21 protein-coding genes and 1 pseudogene are annotated in these 23,775 nt (G+C 66.7%); 9 read left to right on the forward strand and 13 right to left on the reverse strand.

What is annotated here, in order from left to right; all coding sequences use genetic code 11:
- From JGS39_RS15720 to JGS39_RS15730, 3 genes are all read left to right on the forward strand, one after another.
- The coding region (locus JGS39_RS15720) for a DUF3631 domain-containing protein (RefSeq protein ID WP_236065744.1) at positions 1–1,179 on the forward strand (1,179 nt) is incomplete at its 5' end.
- 313 nt (positions 1,180–1,492) lie between these two features.
- Positions 1,493–2,065 (forward strand): MobC family plasmid mobilization relaxosome protein, encoded by a 573-nt coding sequence (locus JGS39_RS15725; RefSeq protein ID WP_219569715.1) that lies wholly within the window; start codon positions 1,493–1,495, stop codon positions 2,063–2,065.
- Entirely contained in the window at positions 2,055–3,752 is a 1,698-nt protein-coding gene (locus JGS39_RS15730) for a relaxase/mobilization nuclease domain-containing protein (RefSeq protein ID WP_219569716.1), read from the forward strand. The genes JGS39_RS15725 and JGS39_RS15730 overlap by 11 nt, the downstream gene beginning before the upstream one ends.
- A 163-nt stretch (positions 3,753–3,915) precedes the next feature.
- On the opposite strand, the gene JGS39_RS15735 is transcribed toward JGS39_RS15730, so the two are convergent.
- Positions 3,916–4,614: a hypothetical protein gene (locus JGS39_RS15735; RefSeq protein WP_219569717.1), complete on the reverse strand. Its 699-nt coding sequence runs from the start codon at positions 4,612–4,614 to the stop codon at positions 3,916–3,918.
- A gap of 180 nt (positions 4,615–4,794) precedes the next feature.
- Between JGS39_RS15735 and JGS39_RS15740 the strand changes: the two genes are divergently transcribed.
- Positions 4,795–5,298 carry a DUF2716 domain-containing protein gene (locus JGS39_RS15740; RefSeq protein ID WP_308120442.1) on the forward strand — a complete coding sequence of 168 codons (504 nt, stop codon included), beginning with the start codon at positions 4,795–4,797 and terminating at the stop codon, positions 5,296–5,298.
- Positions 5,299–5,389: 91 nt separating this feature from the next.
- Here JGS39_RS15740 and JGS39_RS15745 read toward each other — a convergent pair whose 3' ends face one another.
- From JGS39_RS15745 to JGS39_RS15760, 4 genes are all read right to left on the reverse strand, one after another.
- Positions 5,390–5,935, reverse strand: coding sequence for an HAD domain-containing protein (locus tag JGS39_RS15745; RefSeq protein ID WP_219569719.1), 546 nt, complete (start codon positions 5,933–5,935; stop codon positions 5,390–5,392).
- Positions 5,936–5,950: 15 nt separating this feature from the next.
- The gene (locus tag JGS39_RS15750; RefSeq protein ID WP_219569720.1) at positions 5,951–6,643 is read right to left on the reverse strand and encodes a class I SAM-dependent methyltransferase; all 693 of its coding nucleotides are present in this window, start codon (positions 6,641–6,643) and stop codon (positions 5,951–5,953) included.
- A complete protein-coding gene (locus JGS39_RS15755) occupies positions 6,644–7,555 on the reverse strand; it encodes a phosphotransferase family protein (RefSeq protein WP_219569721.1) in 912 nt (303 codons plus the stop codon).
- A 78-nt stretch (positions 7,556–7,633) separates the two neighbouring features.
- Positions 7,634–8,383 (reverse strand): hypothetical protein, encoded by a 750-nt coding sequence (locus JGS39_RS15760; RefSeq protein ID WP_219569722.1) that lies wholly within the window; start codon positions 8,381–8,383, stop codon positions 7,634–7,636.
- Between the two features lie 194 nt (positions 8,384–8,577).
- Between JGS39_RS15760 and JGS39_RS15765 the strand changes: the two genes are divergently transcribed.
- Both JGS39_RS15765 and JGS39_RS15770 read left to right on the forward strand, forming a co-directional pair.
- Positions 8,578–9,933, forward strand: coding sequence for an NsdA family TPR-like regulatory protein (locus JGS39_RS15765; RefSeq protein ID WP_219569723.1), 1,356 nt, complete (start codon positions 8,578–8,580; stop codon positions 9,931–9,933).
- Between the two features lie 35 nt (positions 9,934–9,968).
- Complete coding sequence (locus tag JGS39_RS15770; RefSeq protein ID WP_219569724.1) at positions 9,969–10,466, forward strand: NUDIX domain-containing protein; 498 nt, start codon at positions 9,969–9,971, stop codon at positions 10,464–10,466.
- Positions 10,467–10,511: 45 nt separating this feature from the next.
- Here the strand turns inward: JGS39_RS15770 and JGS39_RS15775 are convergent, their stop codons facing one another.
- The gene (locus JGS39_RS15775; RefSeq protein WP_219569725.1) at positions 10,512–12,662 is read right to left on the reverse strand and encodes an ATP-dependent nuclease; all 2,151 of its coding nucleotides are present in this window, start codon (positions 12,660–12,662) and stop codon (positions 10,512–10,514) included.
- A gap of 419 nt (positions 12,663–13,081) precedes the next feature.
- On the opposite strand from JGS39_RS15775, the gene JGS39_RS15780 reads away from it, so the two are divergent.
- Positions 13,082–13,291, forward strand: a complete 210-nt coding sequence (locus JGS39_RS15780; RefSeq protein ID WP_219569726.1) for a hypothetical protein — start codon at positions 13,082–13,084, stop codon at positions 13,289–13,291.
- Positions 13,292–13,300: 9 nt separating this feature from the next.
- On the opposite strand, the gene JGS39_RS15785 is transcribed toward JGS39_RS15780, so the two are convergent.
- From JGS39_RS15785 to JGS39_RS15800, 4 genes are all read right to left on the reverse strand, one after another.
- Positions 13,301–14,413, reverse strand: coding sequence for a caspase, EACC1-associated type (locus tag JGS39_RS15785; protein ID WP_308120444.1), 1,113 nt, complete (start codon positions 14,411–14,413; stop codon positions 13,301–13,303).
- A gap of 32 nt (positions 14,414–14,445) precedes the next feature.
- Positions 14,446–14,805, reverse strand: coding sequence for an effector-associated constant component EACC1 (locus JGS39_RS15790; RefSeq protein WP_219569728.1), 360 nt, complete (start codon positions 14,803–14,805; stop codon positions 14,446–14,448).
- Positions 14,806–14,945: 140 nt separating this feature from the next.
- Positions 14,946–15,575, reverse strand: a complete 630-nt coding sequence (locus JGS39_RS15795; RefSeq protein WP_219569729.1) for a DUF6000 family protein — start codon at positions 15,573–15,575, stop codon at positions 14,946–14,948.
- A gap of 3 nt (positions 15,576–15,578) precedes the next feature.
- The gene (locus JGS39_RS15800) at positions 15,579–15,971 is read right to left on the reverse strand and encodes a hypothetical protein (RefSeq protein ID WP_236063042.1); all 393 of its coding nucleotides are present in this window, start codon (positions 15,969–15,971) and stop codon (positions 15,579–15,581) included.
- A gap of 266 nt (positions 15,972–16,237) precedes the next feature.
- Between JGS39_RS15800 and JGS39_RS41680 the strand changes: the two genes are divergently transcribed.
- Entirely contained in the window at positions 16,238–20,560 is a 4,323-nt protein-coding gene (locus tag JGS39_RS41680; protein WP_219569730.1) for an AAA family ATPase, read from the forward strand.
- Complete coding sequence (locus tag JGS39_RS15810) at positions 20,557–21,660, forward strand: ATP-binding protein (RefSeq protein WP_219569731.1); 1,104 nt, start codon at positions 20,557–20,559, stop codon at positions 21,658–21,660. The genes JGS39_RS41680 and JGS39_RS15810 overlap by 4 nt, the downstream gene beginning before the upstream one ends.
- A gap of 31 nt (positions 21,661–21,691) precedes the next feature.
- On the opposite strand, the gene JGS39_RS15815 is transcribed toward JGS39_RS15810, so the two are convergent.
- From JGS39_RS15815 to JGS39_RS15825, 3 genes and pseudogenes are all read right to left on the reverse strand, one after another.
- On the reverse strand, positions 21,692–22,768 hold the full coding sequence (locus tag JGS39_RS15815) for a caspase family protein (protein ID WP_308120445.1): 1,077 nt from the start codon (positions 22,766–22,768) through the stop codon (positions 21,692–21,694).
- Entirely contained in the window at positions 22,765–23,142 is a 378-nt protein-coding gene (locus JGS39_RS15820) for an effector-associated constant component EACC1 (RefSeq protein ID WP_219569733.1), read from the reverse strand. The genes JGS39_RS15815 and JGS39_RS15820 overlap by 4 nt, the downstream gene beginning before the upstream one ends.
- A gap of 385 nt (positions 23,143–23,527) precedes the next feature.
- Positions 23,528–23,775 (reverse strand): annotated as a pseudogene (locus JGS39_RS15825) (hypothetical protein); the annotation flags it as partial.

A 23,775-nucleotide genomic window follows, 5' to 3' on the forward strand; every position in this document is an offset into this window, starting at 1 on the left:
AGCGCGCTGCTGGACGATCTTCGTACGGCGATCGGGCGGTACGTGGTGCTGCCGAGCGACGAGGCCCTGACCGCCGTCACCCTCTGGGTCGCGGCCTCCCACATCCAGCCCGGCCTCCAGCACGCGCCACGGCTTGCCGTGGTGGGACCGACCAAGGGGTGCGGCAAGTCCCGTCTCCTGGACGTTCTCTACGAGACCGTCCACCAGCCGATGATGACGGTGAACACCTCCCCCGCCGTCGTCTTCCGCGTCATCGGCAAGAACCCGCCGACCCTGCTGGTGGACGAGGCCGACACCATCTTCGGCCCCAAGGCGGGCGATAAGGAGGACCTGCGCGGCCTCCTGAACGCCGGGCACCAGCGCAACCGGCCCGCCTGGCGGATCTCCGGGCCGGAGCACAAGCCGACCGCGTTCCCCACCTTCGCCATGGCGGCGCTGGCCGGCATCGGCGACCTGCCGGACACGATCATGGACCGCGCGATCGTCATCCGCATGCAGAAGCGCAAGCCGGGCGAGCGGATCACCCCGTTCCGTTCGCGGTACTCCGTGCCGGAACTGCACGCGCTGCGCGACCGGCTGGCCGACTGGCTGGTCCCGCTGCGCGGCACCGTCGCGGGCGCGGTGCCGAAGATGCCCGTCGAGGACCGCGCCGCCGACACATGGGAGCCGCTCGTCATCGTCGCCGATCTCGCCGGCGGGCATTGGCCCGCGCGGGCACGTGCGGCCTGTCTGGCGATGACGCGCAACGAGGTGGTCCAGGACGAGCAGACGACGCTGAAGACGCGGCTGCTGCGTGACATCCGCCGCATCTTCGACCAGGAGAGCGGCAAGGAGGCTCTGCGTAGCCAAGACCTGCTCGCGGTCCTTATCCAGGACGCCGAGGCCCCGTGGGCGGAGTACGGCACGAAGGGGATAAACGCCTACCACCTGGCCAACCTGCTGCGCGACTTCGGTATCAGCCCGGCCAACTACCGGTTCGAGAACGGCAGGCAGGCCAAGGCGTACGCCCGTAACCAGTTCGTGGATGCCTGGGCCCGCTACTGCCCTGACCCCGCCCCATCGGTACCCACCGCCGGGGTCCCGGCACGTCCGACCCGGGGCAGGCCGCCCGCCCCTCCGTCCGGGATGCTGCCCACCGGCCCGCCGGGAGGGCCCGCAGGTCCCAGGCCCACTCGCTGACTCCAGGTCCGCATCGATCCGTCGCATCCGTCCCCGCGCAGGTCAGCGCGGGGACGGATCTCCTCGGCGTTACGGATCACTCCGTACCTGCGGCCCTCTCCGTACCTGTGCTGACCAGCCACGCGACGGATGCGACGGATGCGACGACACCACCCCTCACGACTGACGGAGCACCACCATGCCCGAATCGAACGCCGACGACACCACCTCCCGCCGCCGCAGGAAGCTGTTCAGGCTCACCCGACGACCAGCAGCAAGCTGGAGCGAACGAGCCTCTAACGAGGCTTCGTCCGCGCTTGCCCCCGTCCCAGGGGTGGCGGAGGACAAGGCCGAGCGCCAGGGGGCGCCCGAGCTGGAGGAGGGGGTGGCTGAGGGCTCCTGCCAGCCCGCAGCCGACTCCGTAGGTCCGCGCAATCCCCCGGCCGATGTCCCATCGCTCGTCGAGCAGCCCTCCTGGCGGGATCTCGACGCCCCCGTCCTGCCCGCGCAGATGAACCGCAAGCGCACCGTGGAGAAGCGCGACCAGGAGAAGACCATCCGCTTCACGCGCACCGCGGTCAAGGTGATCAGCGCCGCCGCTCACCAGCGCGGTCAGAGGTTCGCCGGGTTCGTCGGGGACGTGGCCCTGGCCGTTGCGCAGGGCAAGGCGGGGATGGTCGGCAGTCCGGAGGATGATCCTCTGCGCCCGCTGATCGAGGCCGTCGAGGCGCACACGGTCGCGCTGAACCGTATTGGCGGCAACCTCAACCAGATCACCGCAGCCATCAATCGAGGAACCGTGCCCGAGCGTGCCGAGGCGGTTCTGGACCGCGTCGAGCAAGCGGCACAGAACAGCTTCCACCTCATGGACCAGCTCTTGGCGGACGGCACGGCTCATGGTTCCTGATGTCTCCACCGGTTCCGACAGCCGCGGACTGATCGCCTACCTCTTCGGCCCCGGCCGCCGCGACGAGCACACCAACCCTCACATCGTCGCCGCCTGGGACATGGCCGGCGCTCCCGACCCCGGCCGCGACCCGGCAGCCACCTACTCCCAGCTCGCCAGGCGACTCGACCACCACGTCGACCTGCGCACCCGCGAGCTGGGCGGCAAGAAGCCACCGCAGCACGTCTGGCACTGCCCGGTCCGCACCGCGCCTGGCGACCGCTACCTCACCGACGCCGAGTGGACCGAGGTCGCCCGCCGCGTCGTGCACGCCACGGGCATCGCCCCCGACGGCGACGAGAGGGCATGCCGATGGATCGCGGTCCGTCACGCCGACGACCACATCCACATCATGGCCACCACCGTCCGCGCCGACGGGCGCCGGCCCCGCACCCACCAGGACGGCCGACGGGCCCAGGCCGAGTGCCGCAGGATCGAGACCGAGTTCGGCCTGCGCCGCCTGAAGTCCGGTGACCTCACGGCCCCCCGTACGCCCACTGGTGCCGAACGCGCCAAGGCCGAGCGGCAGGGTCAGACGGTGACGGCACGGCAGTGGTTGCGCGAGCGGGCGTACGCGGTCGCCGCCGCCGTACACACCGAGGCCGACTATTTCACCGTGCTGCAATCCCTCGGCATCGAGGTCAAGACACGCCTCGGCCCCGAGAGCGGCGACGTGATCGGCTACAGCCTCGCCGCACCCGGCGACACCAACAGCGCCGGCGAACCGATCTGGTACGGAGGCTCGAAGCTCGCCCCCGACCTCTCCATCAACCGCCTCCGCGAACGCCTCCCCCACCAGGAAGTAGCCGACCGCCCCCGATTCCCGGCAGATCCCGCCGAGCCGTGGCAGAACGCCATCGCCGCGATGCAGACGGCGCACACCGTCCTCGACTCCGACGACGATGCCGCCGCCCAGGCCCAACTCCCCGCCTTCGGAGATGCCCTCTACAACATCGCCAGCGCCACACGCGGCCCGCACCGCGCAGAGCTACGCGCAGCCGCCTCGGCGTTCAACCGCGCCCGCCGATCCGCCACCCGCGCGGACCACCAAGCCGCCCACGCCCTGCGCCAGGCCGCCAAGGAACTCGCCTACGCCTCTACCGAACCGGGTGGACTCGCCATCGCCCTGCTCTTCGCCACCGTGCACCTGGCCCGCGCCGCCGCCAATTGGCACGAGCAGCGCGGCCACGAACAGCAGGCCGCAGCGGCCGATGGAGCCTTCCGCCACCTCCAGGCTGGTTACCAGCAGGCCGCTGCCCCCGTCTTGGCGGACCTGGCCCGCCGCGCCCCGCGAGCCGAGACAGCCCGCCGCTTCGAGCGGGAGCTCCGCGCGGCCCTCCCTGACCACGCCGACCGCATCCTCGCCGATCCCTCTTGGACCGCCCTGACCACAACTCTCGCCCAGGCTGAGACTGCCGGCCACAACCCCCGACGTCTCCTGGCCGAGGTGGGCACCCGGCGGGACCTCGACAGCGCGGAGCGTCCCGCCGAGGTCCTCAACTGGCGCATCACCGCTCAGCCGAACCGGCGGGCTCAAGCGGCTCGTAGGCGAAGCACCGTCAGCGGTACGTCCTCCATGTCCGCCACGCCACACCCGCCGGCCGCACCGGTGGCCATAAGGCCCGAGGAGCGCAGTCGACACCGCTGACCCCGGTCTCCCAGCCAGAATCCCGACGAAGGGACCGGCAAGCGAAGGCCGACACCCCCGGTGTGACACGTTCCCCGAAGGAACACCGGAAGTGTTCCCTCGGGGAGCGCCTGCCCGTGAGGAGACGAGGGCTTTCCGTTCAGATTCCGGATGGCGAAGTAGATCAGCGGGGGCGTTGAGCGGTTGCCTGGAGGTGCTCATGGAGGAAGGGGGCGTCAAGACGTGTGTCGATGACACGATCGCGCACGTCGGTGAGAAGCCAGCCTAGCAGTTCGGCAGTGGCGTCGTACTCATCGTAGAAGCCCATGCGCAAGTCGGTGATCTCGAACTCGAACATCACGTCGTCAACGAGGTCTGCCAAGTGCGCGTCGGCGGCTGGGGTTTTGGTCGCGGTCCATGTGTTCAGCCAAGGACGCAGGCTGTTGGTGGCCACGGTGATGACGCTGAGGGAATCCCTGACGGGCACGGGGCTGGGGTGGGTATGCAGCGTGCTCTGCCACCAAGCGGACCAGACGTCCCGTAGGGCCTCGGTCAAGGGCAAGTCCCAGGTGGCCCAGCCCGCGTGGATCAGGCGGGAGGCGATGAGCTCCTCGTCGATGTGGAGCCGGCCGGTGACGAGTAGGCGAATGATGCGCGGGACGAGGTGACGATAGAGACGAGGGAAGTCTTCCCAATGATCAGGCGTCTTTGCGGCAACCGAGGAAACCAGGTCGTCGGCTATGAGGTGGAGCGGGCCGGAGAGTTCGGCGAAGTCTCGCTCGCTGTAGCAGTACGTGCACCCTGTGACGAGGAAGGGACCTTCTGAGGCGAAGGCGTGGTCCAGGGCATCGAGAGCTGTCATGAGCTGCTCAGAGCAAGACATGAAGACCTGCCGGGGGACTCCGTCCGGGTGACCGGCGAAGATCGCAGGCTATCAGGCCGTCCCCCGCCTCTCATGGAATGCCTTGATGGACCCAGTGGAGGAGAGCGAAGTTCCGTGAAGGATCTATCTCCGATCCTCACACGGGCGACTCGATAGGGTCGGGCCATGATGGAGAGTCCCGTGGTCGAGCTGCTTGAGACCGAGTACCGACGCGTTTGGGACCGCTTCTACGACGAGTTCACGTTCCAGCCGAGTACGAGCTCCTTCAAGTGGCCAGCCATCAAAGAGCCCACCGCATCGGTTACCTGGAGCCTTGCCGTGCTTGACGACGACCCTGAAGACAAGCGTTTGGACCGCTTGGTCGAGGTAGTCGAGCAGGGGCTGAAGTCCTGCATGGGCCCGAGCGGAACACTGCTCGCGCTCGACTGGCAGCACACGTCGTATCGCTTCGCACCGCAGGGCGTCGGTGGCCCTGGGCAGCCGGCCTGGCCTTTGAGCCCGTACCCCGATGGGGATTACTACATTTACCTCTCGGAAGACTTCCGTATGGGCAGTTTTGGGCACCCCTGGGAAAATTCCCTCTGTCTGTTCGGTCAGGAATTCCTCGACGCCGCATCCGCGGAGGTAGAAGAGCTTCTCGGCCATCCGATCCGTAGGTCCGGCAGGGCAGTCGGCACCGCCTGAGTTGGGTCCCGACTCCCAAGGCACCCAGGTAGTCAGACCCCACAGCGCACCCTGATGCCCTCGCTGCCCGTGGCGGCGAGGGCATCAGTCGTCAGGCCGCTCGGGCTGTGGGTAACTGCGCGACCCACGTCGTCACCTCGGTCAGATGCTCGGGCTGCAGCCCGTCGTGTGGGTCGGGCTGCACGAGGAGGGTCGCCATTCCGTGGGCGGTGCGCTCCGCCGCCCATGCGTGGTCGAGGCCGGTGAAGTCGTCGTCGATCCAGACGGCGGGGGCGTCTGCCAGCCAGACGTCGACGTGGTCGCGTTTCCAGAGGTAGCCGTCGGGGTGGCTGGTGGTGATCTGGGGGCGAGGCAGGTCGAGGTAAGGGAAGTCGGGCAGCCCCAGGAGAGGGCCGATGATCGTGGTGGCGTCCTTGCGCCAGCTCGTGCACCACACGGGGGTGACGAGTCCGCTGGTCAGGAGGTCGGTGAGAATGCCGCCCTGGCTCGGGTCGAGCCAGATGGGCACGGGGTCGTCGGGGTGCCGGCCGGTGGGCAGGACGGTGTGGCGCACGTGGGTGGGCGGGGTGCTGCCGTCGGCGGCCGGGAACGGGATGAGGACGCCGTCGATGTCCAGGAGCAGGTAGGGCAGGGGCATCGGTGCCTCCGTCGGTCAGCGTTTGCGGGCGGTGATCAGGAGGGTGGTGGGCCACGGGTCGCGGCGCGGGTGCCGCAGCTCCACCGTCGAGGTGATGCGCAGGCCGGTTCGGGAGAGGTGAGCTCCCCAGCGGCGGGCGTCGAACTCCCATCGTGCGAGGGGCAGTCGGGTGCGGTCGGGCATGGTGACGTAGTCCTCGCGCGGACGGTCGTCCGTGGATGGATGTCTTCCGGCCCGTGCCGGGTGAGGGACGGAGAAGGCCAAGACACCGCTCGGTTCCAGGCGCCGGGAAATGGCGGCGAGGAGGAGTTCGGGGGCGACAAGGCCGACGGCGCCGAAGACGGAGTAGATCGCGTCGAAGGTCTGGCCGGTGGCCTGAAGGTGGTGCAGTGCGTGGCCGGCGGCGAAGGTGGCGCCGTCGATGTGGCCGTAGTGGGAGCGGGCGCGGCGTACCTGGAGGCCGACCAGGTCCACACCGGTGACGCGGGCCTGGTGGTACTTCGCGAGGTGGGCAACGTTGTGGCCGGGGCCGCAGCCCAGCTCCAGGACGCGTTTGCCGGACAGGTCCCGTCCCAGGATCTCGGCGCCGGGACCGATGCCTGCGTGGGTGCTCCATTCCATCCGGGCCGGTGCAGTGAGGGCGTGCGCGGGGGCGGCGGCTGTGCGCTGGGCTGCGTGGGCGTACCAGGGGGAGACCTGGGCGAGCACCTAGACCTCCAGGAGTTGGACCACGTCGTTCAGATGGCGGCGGACGACGGGGATGTACGCGGGGTCCTTGGCCGGGTCGTCGATCCAGCGGATGGCCTGCTCCATGAACCACTCCACGGCCCACATGCGATGCCATCCCAGGGCCCACGCCTCGGCGGCCAGGCCGCCCCGGGCGGCGAGGGCGTCCTCATGACCGCCTGCGGTGACGTACTGCTCCAGGAACACCCGCAGTCGGAAAGGGCTCGGTACGTCGGTGGTGCCGTGGTACGAGGCGAGGTCGATCAGGCCGGGGCCGGTGAAGGCGCGTGCGAAGTCGAGGAGATGCCAGCCGTTCTCCCCGATATGGACGCTCGTGGGGTGGAACTCGGAGTGCACCCAGCCGAACGGGTCGAGAGTCGCCCCCTGGACACGGGCCTCGGCCGCAGCGGAGATCTCCCCCAGCGCGGTCTCGATGTCGTCGCAGTCCGTCCATCGGTCGGCCTTCCGCAACCGCTGGAGGTGATCGAGGGCTCGGCCGGGCAGGGCCGTGAGGCCCGCCCCGTCGAGGAGGGGCAGACCGCCCGCCGGGCGGGCGGCATGGAGCATCACGGCGGCGGCGACGCCGTCGAGGTCGTCGGCGTCCCGTACGGGGGTGCCGAGGTCGTCCATGAGCATCCCGAGCCACTTGTCCTGCATGGCGGTGGCGTGGAGGGCGGGGACCGGGAGCCCGCGCTGGTATGCCGCCCGCAGGGCCTGGGCTTCGCAGTCAAAGGGCTCCTTGGCGTACTTGAAAACGGCCGTGGTGCCGTCGGGGAAGGTGACGCGTTCGACGCCGGACATGCCCCAGACACGAATCTCGGCACGTTCGGGGAGGGGCTTGCCGACAAGGGTGCACAGGTCGTCCAGCAGGGTGGCGGACAGGCTCTGGTCCATGGGGGTCTCCAGGGGACTGGTGGGCTCCGGGGCGGGCGCGCGCGAGCTGGCCCGCCCCGGAGCCGTACTGGGGTGGGATTATTCGGCTGCGGTCACGCGGTGGGAGTAGACCTGCTCGATCCAGCCCGCCTTGAACTCGGCCAAGTCGTCACGGAAGTTGGCCATCGAGGCACCGTAGGGCGCGACGACGCCGCCGGACTGGTCCGGCACGGACTGGCAGCCGTGCACGAGCCGGCCGCCGAGCGCGGCGTGGGCCTTGATGGACTCGATCCGTCGGTGCTCGTTGAACCAGCCGCCGTGGTAGACCTCGTCGAGCATTCCGCCTGTCTCGTCGTCCAGGTCGAAGACGACGGACGTGGCGGCGGGGAAGAACCAGCACGGGCCGACGTTGGAGATGTGCCCGTCCAGCTCGACCTTGTTGAGCGCCATCAGCGTGGCCGCCTCGCGCAGCATGCGCAGGTGGTCGGCGGTGACCTGCGGGAGGCCGAGGCCGGCCAGGTGCTCCTCGCGGAAGAGGTACGAATACACCCCGTACGCCGTCGCCAGCACGCGAGCCGCGTCGGAGGTGGATGCGCCGTGGTTCTTGATGAAGTCGAGCGCGAGCTGCTCGACCGCGCTCTCGGTGGTCTCGTCTACGTCGAGGAGCTGGGCCTTCACCAACTCCCAGTCGGCGACGAGCCAGGTGCTGGACTCGAAGCGGAAGAAGTACTCGGCCGGGTCGATGGTGATGCGCCGGCTGTCCACCTGGATGCCGGGCAGGCGGTTCCAGCGCGGGTCGAAGGCGTCGGGCAGCTCGACCGTGATGGTCGCGATGTCGATGGTGGTCACCGTGTCTCCGTCTCTGATCGTCCGGGCCGGGGCATAGGAATGCCCGAGCCCGTTGGGGCGTACGGAACTTGGGGGCCGCCCGGCCCGAGAGTGGGGCGGCTGTCGATAAGTGAACCGCCCGCTACGCAGAGTGGGTACCGTGTGACCGAGGTCAAGCGGTATACACGGTTTACGGATCCGGAGCGGAGGCGATCGTGCCGGCACCGACCAGCGCCAACTCCCGCCTGCGCGACACGATCAACGCCGCCGGGTGCACGTATGACGCGCTCGCCAAGGACGTACGCCGCATCGCCGCCGAGAACGGCGAACTGCTCCAGACCAACAAGTCGGCCATCTCCCACTGGGTGGGCGGCGCCCGCACACCGTCCGGCCAGGCAGGCCAGTACCTCGCCGAAGCCCTCTCCCGGCGGCTGGGCCGCGTCGTCACCCGAACCGAGCTCGGCCTCCACTCACCCGACACGGAGTCGCCACCGGGCACCGACCCCGTCACCGCGGTCACCTACCTCGGCCGCGCGGACGTCGAACGCCGCCGCTTCCTCGCCATCGCCGCCTTCACCACGGCCGGCGTTGCCATGCCGCTCCTGCACGACCACGAAGCCACCTCGCGGATGCTCCGTGCCCGCACCGCACGCTCCCTCGTCGGCAGCGACGACATCGACGTCGTACGACAGATCACGGCAGCCTTCAGCGCCGCCGACGAACGGCTCGGCGGCGGGCACGGCCTGACCACAGTCACCGCGTACCTCGCCGACACGGCCGCCCCCATGCTGCGCGGACGGTTCCCCTCGGAACCCTTACGCCAAGCCGCCTTCGGCGCCGTCGCCGAACTCGCCTACCTCGCAGGGTGGAAGCACCACGACCTCGGACACGAAGGCGCTGCCCAGCGCTACTACCAGGTCGGCTACCAGCTCGCCTGCGAAGCCGACCCCCACGGCCATGCCGCCTGGATGATGCGCGCCCTTGCCCACCAGTCCCTCAGCCTCAAGCAACCCCACCACTGCGTGGACCTCGTCAAAGGCGCGCTCACCCGCGGCCTCGGCCACGTAGACGGCCAGACAGAAGCGCTCCTCCACATCACGCACGCCCGTGCCTACGCAGCCGTCGGCGAGAACCCATTGGCCGCCCGAGCTCTCCTCGCCGCCGAAGACGCTCTCCTGCGCGAGGACGGTCCCCAGCCCAGTTTCTCCCGCGTCAGCGGCCCAGCAGCCGGCACCGTGGCCAGCCACACCGCCCGCACCTTGACCGACCTCGCCGACCACATCGGTACGGAACAGCAGCACCGCGACGCGCTCACCCGCTGGGACCCGGAGAAGTACAAGCGCGTCCACGCCCTCACCCACGCCGACCTCGGCGACAGCCTTGCCGCTCAGGCCCGGGCCGACGAAGCGGTCGCGGCCTGGACCCAGGCCCTGGTCCTCATGGAAGGCATGACCTCCGACCGCACCCGCAAGGCGATCACCTCGATCCGCTCCACGCTCGCGGTCTACCAGCGGCGCAAGGTACCCGGTGCCGCCGATCTCGCTCGCCGCGCTCGTGAGGCCCTCGCCTAACATGCCCAACAACCCGCCTGACGAAGGGAACCTCCGTGGCTCAGCAGACCGACGACCGCTCCCAAGCCCTCAAGCCGGCGCTCGAATCGATGACCCTGCTGGTCGCGGCCGTCATTGTCCATGACAAGGCCACCAACCGCGTCGTGCTCCTCCAGCGCAGCGAGAACGCCAAGTTCGCCCAGGGCCAGTGGGACCTCCCCGTCGGCAAGAGTGAACCGGGCGAGCCCATCACCGAGACCGCGGTCCGCGAGCTTTACGAGGAGACCGGCCTCACCGTGAGGCCCGAGTCCCTCAAGGTCGCCCACATCATCCACGGCGCCTGGGGCGTCGAAGCCCCCAACGGCTTCCTCACCGTCGTCTTCGCCGCCCACGAGTGGACCGGCGAACCCGAGAACCGTGAACCCCGCAAGCATTCCCAGGTCTGCTGGGTCGACGCCAATGAAATTCCGGAAGCATTCGTCGATACCACAGCGAGTGCCCTCCGCGGGTATCTATCTGGCAGGTCCCAGGTCTCCCTCGATGGCTGGTTTTGAGCGAAGGATGGGAGCTTTTCCAATCTATTGAGAGGTGTGGGTAATTCAATCTGAATCTGCTTGCTTGGGGATAAACTGATGCGCATGGCCGTCGGATGGGGTTGACCTGAAGAGTGATTCGAAGATCGCCTCAAATTCGCATTCATCTGAATCCTTGAACACGGCCAGCCGCTTGATATCCTCGGCGGTCATGTGGCGTTCGCAGAAAGACCGAGCACGATCGTTCTTGTTCGAGGACTCGTTGTCTTCTAGGGGTGGATAGTAGTCCTCAATTGCGCCGCGCTCCCATACGTAAATGTCTTCTTTCCGTAGTTCCTGAAGCAGCTCGATCTTCATGCGCCTAAGGTCAGGATCGGCAGCCTCTTCGAGAACTTTCCGCGTGGTGCCCGAGGTAGATCGCGCAAAGAACGTGCTGACAGCGGCGTCGAGATCCTCCCAATCACAGATTCCTTGCGCGTATTGCTCTCGCGCCACTCGGGCCCGCTTCCAGAGATCCTGCACAGCGCCGTTAGAGCGCATGTTCTTGAGCATCTTTCCGGAGGGGTCGGCTCCTGAATCGGCCGCAATTTCGTTCGCCTTGGTGATGAGTCGATCTCGCAATTTATGACAAGCCTGGCTGGCTCCCAGTTTGTCAAACCCTTCAACCAGCACGTCAAGGTCGGCGAGCACAGCAATCCGCATTTCGAACTGCGTGAAGAAACTTCTGTAGCGGGCGATACTTCCCTTTCCTTCGACCTTCGCGATCGCTGTTGCGCGCTTCTCGAAGTCCCAGTCTGGATTAAGCGTTCGAGCGACGTGCGGGATTAGGATGCGGTCGCTCGGCCCCTCTACGAGCAAAACGGAGTTCGCGAAAAACGCCGCCTCGTTATTTTCATGCTTGATGATCTCAAATTGATCGCGTGCCTCAATGTTTGAAAGGTCGATCACGCGTGTCCGGCTTGCCGGCGGGTCCAGGGAGTGGTCCTTAATGACCTTGACGAATGTTCCGGTTGCCCCAGGTGCGAAGAATGACGGCGAGTGGGTGCTGACCAAGACGTCGTTAAACTCGGAGAAAAACGCCAAAGCTTCGAACAGCTTCCGTTGCGCCTGGGGGTGCAGGAATACTTCAGGTTCCTCGAAGAGGAGTAGGCAGGGCTGCTGAGAGCTGTCTGCCGTGACTGGTCGCGCGGTTTTCATGTCGACATACGCGCGAAGGATTGCGAATGCGACCGACCTTCGAAGGCCGTCGCCTTTGGTCCTAAAGTGGCCGGTTACTCCATCGTCGATGGAGATTTGCGCTTCTTCGAGAAGGCTACGCAGACGTGGAGGTGGGATCTCAAGTCGTACGCTTGCTCGCGGGAAGGATTCCTGCAGGTTCCTTTGGATCAGTGATTCGATTTGTCGAACTTCGGAAAGGCGCTGGTCCGACTCCTCGCCGTCTTCGTTCGTAGTCACATTCAACTGCCCTCGGAGTGCCTCAAATGAGGACTCCAGCTCGGGAAGCTGGTGCTCGATTTGCCCGAAAAGAAGACTTAGAAGCCGCCCGAAAGTTGCCGTGGATGTGGTCTTGAGTTCCTCGTTGAGCTCCTTGACGGCCGGAATGTAAATTGATTCCGGGAGTAGTGGGGCGATCGATTTGTCCATGCCGGTTGGCAAGGGATCGTCTCCAGTGACGAATTCATCCTCACTGAGTGATTCCATTATTGTAGCGATTTCGCGCTTCACTGCTGCGCGGCTGATCTTTCCCTCAAGTTTGTGGGCAACTTCTGGGTACGTCGCCTTCACGTTGGCGGAGATAACTTCGGCCGGCAGCCCAGACTTCAATGTATCGTCTATGACGATCTTCGTGTACCTGTGATCCTGGGGAACCCGTGTGACGACCAGGAAGGTTCCCTTCCCGGTACCATTGTAAACTTTAGCGAGCGTGAGTCGCCCGTCTCGAACTTCTTTCTCGATTCGAATTCGGTGTCCGTCTTCGAGTCGCTTCAGGTCTGCTTCGCTGACCTCAGAGAAGGAAAGCTGAATTCGGATCGATCGACTTCTGTCGAGAAAGTCGGTGTCGATTGCGGAGCCCGACTTTAGGAACATATTCAAAGCCTGGAACACGGATGACTTTCCGGCGTTGTTCTCGCCGATAAGGCAGCCGAATCGAGAGAAAGGGATGTCCACGTATGTGAGGCCGCGGAAGTTCTCGATCTTGATCGTCTCAAGACGCATGGTGCTCCAGGTGTTCAAACCGCAGGGCGATCATCGTAGAGGCACATGAGGGGCTGGCGGGCATGATTCCGCACCACAGGTACCAGTGCTCGAAACTCGTGGCCGTGGCTGGCGGGCATGCGGCCCCACTGCTCTCTCGATACTGATCCGTTGAGTGCCGAGTGGGGCATGCGTTGGAGGGGCAGTTCCGGCCACGGTCATGCGGGCCCGGGCAGCATGTGTCGGCATGGTGAGCATGTCGACCGAAGGCAGTGGGAGCGGGACTCGCGGACCTGCGGTGCGTGATCCGCTCATCGCGCGGCTGATCACCACTCCATGGTTCGGAATCAGCCGTGCGTACGGATTCCTCCTCGGTGCGGACGGGGCGCTGTCAAGCTGTGACTAGGGATCAGGTGGCAATGCCGTTGGGGGAGAGCGCCGTGGCGCAGAAGAGCGACAAGACCTACTACCGGGCAGGGCACTGGGTGCGGCCGTCGGCTGCCAAGCAGGTGAAGAAGCCTGCGGCGGGCATTGTGATCGTGGCAGCGTTGCTGGCTATTGCTGCTTGGAACACGGTCTTCGACGATGACAGCAAAACACCTGTTCCTGCTCCGCAGCCGTCACCCCCGACTGCGTCAGCTACTCCCTGAACGGGCATCTCAGTTGCGACTGTTTCGCCAGGACACTTTTCCAGCCAGCCGTTGCAACGTGGTGGGACCCTGGGGCGGTTGCGTGACGGTGTGCGGCGCGGCGTCGGTCGTCGTATCCGTTAGCAACCGCGTCCAGACGGCCTGCCACTCAGCGACCTGCTGATCCGGCACGCCACAGGCGGACAGATACGCCGCTGTGGTGTGCCAGGTCTTGGGAAGGCTCTCGCGGTTCAAAAGCCGGCTGACGGTACCGGGTGAGATGCGTCCAACGGAACGTTGGCTAACCATCTGATGGGTGAGACCGCTCGTCACACGAACATCGGCCAGCGACTTGAAGAAACCCCTGACAGTGCGGATTCCTGAGGGACTCGGCCAGGCGCGCCCTGTGGCTGGCTCCCCGTCAGCAGAAAAGGTGGTCGTGGTTGTCGGCAGGCAGGCCAGGTTGCGGCCGAGAGCGAGTCGGGCCCCGGTGTTCCTGTCTCTCGCCTGTGGGTCGGGGCGCCCCTTAGCCGCCAGCCTGATGCGCAAGTGCCGGTACAGCACTCCAAAGTCGATCAGCTCAGGCCCATTGGGGATGCCCGTCTGAAGCGTGCCGAGGAGCTCGCCGGTGAACGCGGTGAAGGTCTCGTCGGGCGGGGCGAGTGCTTGGCGTGTTTCTGCAGCAGCGGTCAGCAGGAATGTTCCCTCCACGGCCGCCTGATCGGCCAGATCTGATGGGCCGCCCATCGTCCCGAGGGCCAGACCGCTGTAGCAGCAGTCGAGGACAACGACACATCGATCGGCCCGGCCGTTCAGGAGAGCCTGTCGTATCCACCGATAGGGGAGTCCGGTCTCCACCCGTTGCTGCTTGGACTGCGGCATAGCCAGATAGAGGTCCCCTTCGGGGTCGACCAGCCCGTGACCGGCGAAGTAGATCAGCACGGTGTCGCGCGCTTGCTCGGCTGCGGCTCGCACTGCGGCCATGGTCATCTCTGCGGTCGTGGGGTTGGAGAGGATCGTGCAATGCTCCTGCGGCAGGGTCCAAGAGGTGGGTCCGGTCAGCGCCTCGGCCAGAGCGGTCAGGTTGTTGGACACAGCCGGCAGCGACTCCAGGTGGTCGTAGTGGCTGGTGCCGATCAGCACGGCTCGGGTCGCTCCGGGGTCGGGCAACACGCTCATGTCCCAGGTGCCTCATCCTCGGTCGAGGTCTCAAGGGCACGAATGACACGTTCGATCTCGGCATCGCTGCCCTGGGTAAGAACGATCACGGTGTCACCCCGCCTGATCTCGATCCGCGGGTCCTGGGGCCTGGTTTGCTTCCAGGCGGCCAGTGCCACTACGAAGGAGGCAGCGCTCCATCCGTTGTCAGTCACCAGTTGGATGACGTCGAGCAAACCGCCCATGCGCCCTGGCTCGGGAGGTTGCTCCTGGAGTGTTAAGGAGGACGACTTGCGGATCTCTCTGTCCGCCCCCAGCCACTGGTGCAGTGAACGCAGCTCGTCTGCCTCGGCCCCTACCCGCACATCGATGCGCATGGTTCCCCCTGTCTCCGAGTGTCGGCGGTCTTCCGCATTTCCATCGTCGGGCAGAACCGGCTTTCTGGTGGGCGTTTGGCTTGTTCACGCCCTTACCTGGTGAGAACTAGGGGGCCTGGGGACAGTGGTCGCACCGCGACCTAAAGGCGTCGCCAGCCGTTGGCGAACTCGCATTGGAGGTCCGCCCAGCGGCCTTGTTCGGCGGGGGTGTGGCTGGGATAGCCGAGGTGTCCCACGCCCTTGACCCACTCGTCCCAGAGGCCGTCGGGCTCCGTGAAGCGGTTGGCGTGGTGGGTGCCGAGGAGGGCGTCGAGGTGGAGGAGGGCGCCCAGGGCGGCGGGCTGGTCGTAGTGCAGGTCGGTGCGGGGGAGGTAGCGGTCGAGGTAGGCGGTGAGGATCTCGGCGTCCATGTGCGTGCCGAAACGGGCCAGGGCGAAGCAGTAGGCGCCGCCGGAGTAGCAGACCTCGCTGGCCAGGAGCAGGTCGCCGATGCGTGCCCGGAAACGTTCGCGGCGGTCGACGCCGATTAGCCAGGCGGCGGTGAGACGCGAGCGCCATTCGTACCCGAGGAAGGCTTCCAGTTTCTCGTCGGTGATCGCCGTGGCATCAGCGATCAGGTGCCGGGTGAAGCGGGTGGTGTGCCACCATCGAGGGCTCAGGAAGCGACCGCTGTTCAGTACGAGGTAGCGCGGGAGGCCCCCGTACGTCCTCGTCACATAGCTCTTGACCACATGGCCGTAGCCAATTTGGTCGGGGTGCTGGGACGGCATCGGTCACCTCTCCGGGTGCAGGTCGGTGCGGTCGATCCAGGTGGGGGCGACGAAGATGTTGCTGCCGGTGGGGGCTTCGGAGGCTTCCAGTAGGGACCAGGTGCGGGACTCCTCGACCAGGTGCTCCCAGGGCGCGGTCCAGTCGAGTTCCCAGTCCAGGCCAGTGCCGGAGACGCCGTACGTGCGGCCAGCGTCCACGCGCCAGAACTGGGAGTAGAGGATCACCTGGGCATGGTCGGCGAGGTCGTTGATGATCTCGGTGAAGTGGGCCGTGGGCCAGCCGGGGGCGTCGTTCGCCGCGGTGGCTCGTAGGCGCGCGGTGAGCGGCGGGACGACGGGGGTGCGTGCGCCGAGTTCGGTCAGCGCCCAGCGGATGCCGACGGACTCGCAGGTCACACCGCTGCGCAGGATATTAAGGTTCAAAACGTGCTGCGAGTGGCAGGTGTGCTGTTCAGCCGATTCGAGTGTTGGCCGAGAACTGAACCACTCGGTGTGAATCGTATTACAGTGACTTCGTGCCGGTGAAGATTTTCTTCGGGGGGCCAGCACGAGCGCGACATCCGCCCCCGGCGCCGTCGCGAGCAGGCCGGTCATTCGCCGACGGTCGGACAGGGTGAGGCCGGTACAGGAGGATCGGCGTGGACGCAGATGACATCCAGTCGGTGGCCCGGGTCGGCGAATCCATCGAGATCGTGTTGCTCACCGGCGACCGCTTCGAGGGCGTTCTGGAGGGGCTGAAACTCACCGCCCTGAACCTGCGCACGCCCGACGGGCAGGCCATCGCGGTGGCGCTGCAAACGGTGGCACTCATCAAGCCGAGATCCGTTGCGCAGACTCTCCTTGCCGAGGCCAGTGCCCCTGAACCCAGCGTTCAGACGCCTATCGAGCAAACGACGCCGGCCCAGGCCGTCGCTGTGTCGGTGGATGCTGCGCCCGCCTCGCGGGCGCACGAACCGCAGTCGGCTACGCCCGCGCGGTTAAGCAGGGACCACTCGGCGTCGCGTGCCGAGGCGCTCACCGCCATCGCCCAACTGCCCGTCGGGCCGGTTGACATGGAGGTCTACGTCAGTCCGGAGAACCGCAAGGAGCTGGAGCGGATCCGGAACTCGTACCTCAACGCCGAGAAGATCGGTGAACTCGATCCACGCTTCGGTCGGGTCGCGCAGATGTACGCCAAAGCCAGATACCTGTGGAACGTCGAAAGGGGCAACCCCGAAGTCACGCGTCTGGTAGGTGCTCTGGCACTTCTCAAGGGTGACGCCGGGTCGGCGCACCACTTCCTCATCCAGGCGGAGGCGGACGATGTGCAGGCGCGGCGGCTGATGGCCGTCAGCGCTGCCCATCAGGACGATGCGGAGACCGCCAGGTTCGCGTTGCTGCGGTACTTCCACGAGGTGGCCCCCGACGACGACCCCGAGGTCTGGCAAGCTCTGCTCGGCCTGCTCGACGCATACGGTGACCGGGGACAGTTGGGGGAACTCATCGGCTCCCCCGCGCACAACGAGGCCGCGTGCGAGACGGTGCGCGCCGCGCTCGGCGGCGCCTCGCCGGCGACGGTACCGGCTCCCAGGCCACCAGGTGCCGTACCGGCCCTGGCCGCCCGGCGCGTGGTCCCTCCGGAGCCCGTGCCGAGGAGCAAGCCGCGGCCCCTGGCCAGCGACACACGGGTCAGAACCGAGCCTACGACGGTGCGGTCCGGCGGGCAGCGGCGCTGGGAGAACCCCTACCAGCGCGCCAAGTACCTGGAACACCGCGAGAAGAAACTGGAAGAGGCGAAGGCCGCCTACCGCCAGGCGATCAAGCAGAACGTGAAGCGGGAGAGTGCCGCCAAGGACCTGGCCTGGCTGACTCGACGCGTGGACGGCGCCGATGCCGCACTTCGTGTCATCGAGCAGGAGTGCCAGGGCCTGATCGAGCCCGGCCACGCCCTCGACAACATCCTCACCGACTTCTATATAGGCGCCAAGCGCTATGCGGAAGCGCTTGAGGTGCTGGACCGTCAATTCCAGCGGACCGACCTCACCAGCAGCAGGCGGTACCACCTCTGTCACCAGATCGCGTATGTGAAACTTGCCCACGGCCAGGACTCAACGGCCGAGTGGCACATGCTGCTTCAGATGTCCCCGGAAAACCAGAACGCGCAGCGCGGAACGGCACTAGCTCTCGTCCGGCGCGGCGCTCCGGATGACCTGGAGGAAGCCGGAAAACTGATCGGCCATCACACGGACGACCGATCCGTCCGAATCCTGCGACAGATCGACGCCCTGCGAAAGAGCGGAGACGCCCGTACCGACCCCGGCTGGGTGGAGCGGCTGCTGGAAGAGGTCCCGCGGTTCGTCGACTCGACCCCACCGCTCGTCACCTTCGTGATGCAGAACTATTCGGAGCTCGCCGCGCGGGCGCAGGAGGAGCGGGAACGTACGCAGCGCCCGGTCACCAGGAGCGACCTGAACATCATCGCAGAGACGGCCCGTCAGATGAGCGGCAAGCAGCCGGTCAACAGCGCCCAGGCATATATCTCGGCCGCGGTACTCGCGAAGGAGGTGGGAGAGGAAGGAGCGCAGCGGTATCTGTACCTGGGGCTGACCACGCTGGCCGGCATTGTCCTCGACCAGCAGGAGTACGAGTCAGCCCAAGACCTGTACTGTGCCGCACTGGCCGTGGCGGACGAGCGGGACGACGGTGAGCTCACCCCGGACGTCAGATCGGCGCTGATCGGTTACCTCCGCTCACCGAACGGCCGCCGCGCTGCGCCGACCCGGCACCGGGACCGGGACGAGGGAACCTCCCTGCGGGACGAAGTCGCTCGGGTTCTCTGGGACGGGATCCGCCAGCATGACCCCAAGGTGATCTTCTCGCTGATCCCTCCGCTCTTCGCGGATACCAGCGTGGCCCGGGATCTGGTGTTGGATGCCATGTGCTCGAAGCCCGACTTGCTCGCTGCGGCGGCCGTACATCTGCGCCTCGCCGAGGGCCCCGAACGGTCCCGGCCGGACCAGCATGCGGTGCGTGAGGCATGGCAGCAGGCCAGCGACAAGTGGACGCGGGACCGCCGAAGGCTGGAGCACAGTCTGGCCGAACTGCAGCAACTGTCGATGTCGGAGAACGATCTGGAGTCGGCGCTCGACCGGCTTCGGGACCGGGACATGCTGACATCTCCGTCCCTGAGCGAGGCCCTCGGCCGGATCGAGGAGGCCCTGTTCGAGCTCCGGAGGTTCATCAACGAGCGCTCTTTCGAAGAGCGGGAGAGCTGCCTGCGGCTCGCCGACCAGAAGGCCCGGGCGCTCAGCGCGGACATTCGACGCGGTCCGACCAGCCTTGCCGTCGGGCTCGTCGAACCGGTCGCGGCGCGCATCCGGGCACTCGTCGCCGAGACCCAGCAGAGTCTGCTCGCCACACAGCCGCCCCAGCCCGAACTGAGCCTGGCGCTGGAGGAGAGCAGTGGAGGCCAGAACGGTGTGGTCACCGTCCAGATCAAGGTGGCGAACGCGCTCGGGATGGCACCGCTGGAGTCCCCGGAGCTGACCGTGGGGACCGACGTCGATCTGTTCTCCGTCGGGGAGCCGAAGGTGCAGCTTCCGACGGCGGTGCGCGGCGGCGACCACCGGATCGAGCAGGTCAAACTGCGCGTCACCGACAAGGGCTTCGCCGCGGGTGCCTTCTCCCTGCCGGTGACGCTTCGGTACAGACGGCGTTCCAGTGCCGTCTACGCGACGTTCGAGGCCACGTTGCCGGTCCGGCTGGCGCGTGAGGAGGAGTTCGAGCCCATCTTCAATCCGTTCCAGGACGGTGCCACGGGACGTCCGGTGATCGACCCGAAGATGTTCTTCGGCAGGGACGAACTGCTCGAGCGGATCCGCACCGGCCTGCGGGAGGTTTCCTCACCCGGGGTGGGAGTGGCGATCTACGGCCAGAAGCGGGCCGGGAAGTCTTCTATCGCCCATCATCTGACGCAGCGGCTGAAAGAGGACGGCCTGCCGATCGTCAACGTGGGCAACATCGGAGACCTCTCCCCGGAATCCGACGACCTGACCGGAACCCGTCTGCTGGCTCTGCTGATGTGGCGCATCCTGGAGGGCGCCCACGATGCGCTGACACGGCTCGACGAGCCGGCCGGTGCTGCGGTGCCGTTGATTCCCGAGGGGCTCACCCGCAAGGAATTCCTAACCAGCGAAGAACCGGTGCATGACTGCGCCAAGTACATCGAGCGGCACCGTGAGGGGATTCAGGGCACTCCACCACCGCTGATCGTGCTGATCGACGAGTTCCAGTACATCGACCGGTGGATCAGGATGGGACTGCTTTCGCCGTCCTTCATGCAGGCGTTCAAGGCTCTCATCGAGCGGCGGCTCTTCCATCTGGTGATCGTTGGCCAGGATGCCCTTGACCGGTTGATCCAACAGGACCCCAACGTCTTCGGGGTGTTCCACAAGGAACGCGTGACGTATCTCGCCGAGCCCGACGCGCGCGCCCTGATCGAGAATCCGATCCGCATCGAGGAGGGGGACCGGACAACCAGCAGGTACCGCGAACACGCAGTTGGCCAGATCATCGAGCTGACCGGTGGAAGCGCCTTCTACATCCAGCGTTTCTGCTCGTATCTCGTCGAGTACATGAATTCCGAGCGGGCGCCGGTGGTGACGGAGGCGGATGTCGAACGGGTGCGCGACGAGTTCCTCGGCAGACTGACGCGCGAGGACTTCGACAACCTCGAGTCACCCGGCTACACCGACCCGGAGGCTTTCACGAGCGAGCAGTATCAGCCCGTCCTGTTGGCCGTGGCCCGCGCGTCGCGTAACCAACCGGCCACGCTGGCAGCGATCCGGGAGGAGCACCGGGGCGAGCAACTGGAGGAGCTGCTCGACGACCTTGTCCTGCGCGACGTGGTACGCCGTGAGTCCGGCGCTTACCAGATCGTGGTCCGTCTCTACCAGGAATGGCTCCTCAAGTACCTCGGAGCGAGCTCGAAGGCAGGTGCCTCGTGACAGCGCCCGTGCCCGGCGAGGCCCCCGTCCCGGCCAATCCGTATCGCCAGGTCGGCAGGGTGGCCGAGGGGGACCGCTTCGTCGGCCGGGGCAGCCTGGTGCGCCTGATACAGAACGTCTGGCAGGAGCCCGGTCGTCCGTCGAACGCACGCGTGCTCGGATACCACCGCACCGGCAAGACCAGCCTGGTGCGGCGGGCGCTGCAGACGTCCTCCGCGCCTCGCACCGACCTGATCACCGTGTGGCTCGACGTCGGCACATACGATTCCGGGGCCGACCTGTTCCGGTCGATGGCCCGGCAGGTGATGGAGGAGTTCCGTGAGCGCGGCGAGTGTCGTGAGACGGGTCCGCCGAACGCACTGGATGCGATCAACGCCGCGGTCCAACAGGACGGGAACTGGGGCGATCTACGGGAAGCGATACGGGACTTCTTCAAGGCCCTGTTCAGGAACGGGTATTACGTCCTTGCTGTGCTGGACGAGTTCGACCGGGCCTCGACCACGTTCACAGGGCTGGCGGAGTTCCAGCTGCTGCGCAATCTGGCGAGCGATCCGGCGTTCTCCATGGGGCTGATCACCATTTCCCGGCGGGACATCGAGTCCATTGAAGTCGATGCCGCGGGGGGTTCGATCCTGGGCGGTGTGGTGGCGACTCGCCGCTATGTCGGTATGTTCACCGATGAGGAGGCGGATCTGATGCTGGCTCGCGCCGCAGGCGTTGGTATCGGACTGGCCTCCGTACGTGAGGAGATCATCGCCTGCACTGGGCTCCACCCTTTCCTGCTGGAACTGCTCTGCAACCGGATCGTAGACATCCACCAGGAAACGGGTGAGCTGGATGTGAAAGCGGCGTACGAGTACGAGGCCCCCACCTTTTACACACAGTTCGCCCAGCTGCGGCAGAACATCGAGGCGGACAGCGAAGGGCGCGCCACGGCACTACTGAGGAGGCTTGCCGTTGGCGCCGCCGCCGAGCCCGTGTCCTTGGAGCTCAGCCGACTGAAGCAGATGGGTGTGGTGCCGTCGTCAACGGGGTCAGCCGCTCTGTTTTCCCGGGAGTTCGCCCATTACATCCAGATGTCTGCGATGGACCGGTCGTGACATCGTGAAGGAGAGCCGTGCCCGAAGCGGCTCAGAGCTCCCGAAGGCTGCCCTGCCGCAGCCATCGCAGTACCTGCTGTGCCCCCTCGCTGCCGGGGACAGCCCGTTCCAGCTGGGCAGCGGACCGATAGTGCCCCTCGCGCCGAAGCTGGACCACCACATCCCGGACCGCGCTGATGTCCCCGGCCTCGGCAAGGCGTAGCCGCAACTCCTGCGCTGCCTGGTAGCGGCCGGTGCGCAGAAGTTCCTGAATGCGCTGGCGCACGTGCTCGTCGACCGGCACTGGCGGCCGTACTACATCCGGTACGGGTGGAGCCCCGACTTCTTGCGATTCCGCCGCTCGGGCGGGCTCCTGTGAGGTGTTCATCGCCAACACGAGGCCCGAGCCGAATCCCGAGGTGGCGAGCTGCGGACGAGGCCGGTTCTCGCTGCCGAGCCGACTGTCCAGGCTTTGGAAAAGGGTTGCGATGTCGAGTTCGCGGGGCCCCCCGCGAATTCCCTCGTACAGGATCTGCGTCAGGGCCCCGGTGAACGCGGTGCAGTCCTCGCCGGCAGGGGAGAGGGCCTTGGCGGTGGACGCACATGCGGTGAGCACAGCAGTGCCCTTGACCGCCGCGATGGCCGCGAGATCGTCCGCGCCCATGGTGGCGCCCTTCAGGGCCTTGCCGCTCCAGCAGCAGTCGAGGATCACCACCTTCTGCGGCACCGCCGTGGCGCGCAACAACTCGGCCCGTACGTTCTGGTAGCGCAGGGCGAGGTGGATGCCCGCCGGCTCGCGGCTGTTCGGCAGGGCCAGGTGCAGTTCGTCGTCGGTGAGGGGGTCGGTGAGCCCGTGGCCGGCGTAGTAAAAAAGCAGCGACGCCGTCGCTTCCCGGGCTGCCGTCTGCAGCGCGCTGATCACGGCATCGGCATCGTCGGGCTGGTGCAGGACCACGCAGTGCTCGGGAGACAGGCCCCAGATCCGCGGTTCGCCGAGGAGGGTTGCCAACCGTTGGAGATTGTTCTTCACTGCCGGCAACTGTCTGTTCTCAGGCATCGCCAAGTACCGGGACACACCAACGAGCACGGCGCGGGAGGCCGTGGGGTCGGGCAGCCGTGGAGGCGTCACGGGGCGGTGGGAGTCACCCCGGAGGACGCCTGTGAGGATCCGACCGCCTGGGTGAGCTGACGCACCGCCTCGCTACCGTCTCCCTCTACGACGACCACTACACCTGCCTGGCTGACGCTCACGCTGGGCGCCGTACCCGTGCTCTGCTGGGCTTGGAGGCGGTAGGTCGCGATCGAGACGACGAGACTGCTGAGAGCGATGACGTTGGGGATCACCAGATTGAGGACGTCGAAGCCGATCCCCATCTCGCCGCCGGCCGGGTCCATGGCCGCGGGTGTGGCCCCGGATGCATAAGCGGCCGCTTCTGGGTCCTCCAGCAGCCAGCGGTAGAGATTGGTTCCGGCACCGTTGTCGGTCTGAATCGTCAGTTCCATGTCGCCCCCGCGGGTCGTCAAGTGCCCAGGAGAATCCGGGTACTTCGCGTAGCTTAATGGTTCGTCACCCGCCGTGTGGGGCCTCTGGGAGCAGCCCGGAGTCCAGGTCCGTGCCTGCCTGAACAGGACGGCGAGGCCGAGGTGGCGTTTTCGCCGGGTGATCGCCTAGTCGCGCAGGACGCCTACCTATTCGGCCGGACGGTGGTGGCACGATGCCCTGAGCACGGTGAGGCACCCTCCTGCGACTCGACCCAAAAGCCCCCACGCCGGCCCTGACCCTCTACGCGGTCCTCCGCGAACTCCAGGCCCTCCTGGCCACCTGGACCGGCGCCTGCTCGATATGCGGTCAACCCGCACCACACCACAGGACCTAACAAGGCCCTAGCTAGGAGGTGTCGTATGTCCGCCTTCCCTCCACCCGCCGGAACCGGGAGTAGAGGATCACTTGGTCGTGGTCGGCGAGGGCGTTGATGATCTCTTCGAGATGCGCCGAGGGACAGCCGGGGCTGTCTGAGTCGGTGGTATTGCGCAGGCGGGCGGCGAGCGGGGGTGTGATGGGGGTGGGGCGCCGAGTTCGGCCAGCGGATGCCGATGGGTCGATGCCGACCAGCTGCACGCGGGCGGCGTACGAGG

The organism is Streptomyces poriferorum (assembly GCF_019399235.1).
GTDB classification, from domain to species: Bacteria; Actinomycetota; Actinomycetes; order Streptomycetales; family Streptomycetaceae; genus Streptomyces; species Streptomyces poriferorum.